General features: G+C 42.8%; 2 protein-coding genes. Both read right to left on the bottom strand.

The window, feature by feature from the left end; genetic code table 11:
- Positions 1 to 253: 253 nt before the first annotated feature.
- On the bottom strand, positions 254 to 382 hold the full coding sequence (locus AC4E96_RS12255; protein ID WP_490256017.1) for a hypothetical protein: 129 nt from the start codon (positions 380 to 382) through the stop codon (positions 254 to 256).
- A 29-nt stretch (positions 383 to 411) separates the two neighbouring features.
- Positions 412 to 1,155 (bottom strand): hypothetical protein (locus AC4E96_RS12250; protein WP_490256016.1); only part of this gene is annotated, 744 nt, incomplete at its 5' end.

Below are 1,155 nucleotides of genomic sequence, written 5' to 3'. Positions count from 1 at the left end.
CCACTGACGTATCACTTTAACCGTAACTTCAGGGCGCTGTGCAACATACTCTCTGACAAGGTCACGAAGCTTAAGCTGTTGCTGTTTGGCCTCGGATATTTGACGCCGTGTTTTGTCTAACTGCTGTTTTCTTTTGATTTGCTTTTCATTCATTTCGGCTAGGGTCACTCAATTTATCTAGGGCCTTACTTGGTCTAATTAACATTGTAGTTAGTCAAAGAGGGTTTACCAATGGCGACAATTAAACCGTAAATTAAGTGTAGAGTTCATCACTAATTAAAAGAGTATGCACGTCTGATAAAGCATTAAGGGCGACAAATGGTTTAGTTGCAGCCGCGATATAGTAGGGTGTGTCACCATTTACTTCCCGCTCCTTCTCAATATCCGCAAAACCGATGTGGGTTTCAAAGATTATTTGTCTCCTTTAACGACTGCAATAGAAGTACCAGAGGGCAGCTTTGATAATTGTTTGGTTTGTTTGAGCTGTTTGACGAGAGGCTCAAAATCAATTTTCGCGGCGGTAATTTCTTCTATTGACTCTAGGACTATGGCAATAACAACCTCCGGTGCATCGGCGGACATGTTATGAGTAGAACCCTTAACAACTTCATGAATTGAGTTGTTAGACAATGACGCAATGCTCGCCTGCATTTCAGCCCAGTCTTTGGTAACGGCAGAAAAGCGAGGGTTATTCGCATAAGCTTCTGGGTCGTGGCTTAGTACAACGAGTTTTAAATCTTTAAAGTTATAGTTAAATTCTGTTAACGGCGTATAAAAGCCTTTTTCGTTGCGGTACGTCGACAGAACATGAGCGTAGCGCAGACTGGAGTAATACTGGTCTACACGTTTATCCGTTGGGTTATCATAACTTTTGAATAGGTTTCTAATGGCCGCAAAACCTACTATCGCATTAGCGTACTGCCAATTTTTGACTGAGTCTGGAATAGGGTCGAGTTTTCCGCTTAAGATGCCATGTTGGTTTTCATGAGCCGAGTCCAGCAAGATTAAGCTTTGTAAATTGATTCGGTTATTCGTTTGGCTGCTTGTTTGGTTGCGAGCCACGGTGCGCCTTGCAACGATTCCACCATATGATTTGGCGACTAAAACGACAGGCTGATCATTGGCGATGTGTTTGATGAGTGCTTGCTGTAATCG

The sequence above is a fragment of the Psychrosphaera sp. genome (assembly GCF_982872775.1).
The sequence above is the reverse complement of the archived record's forward strand: the minus strand, read 5'-3'. Positions and strand labels throughout refer to the sequence as shown.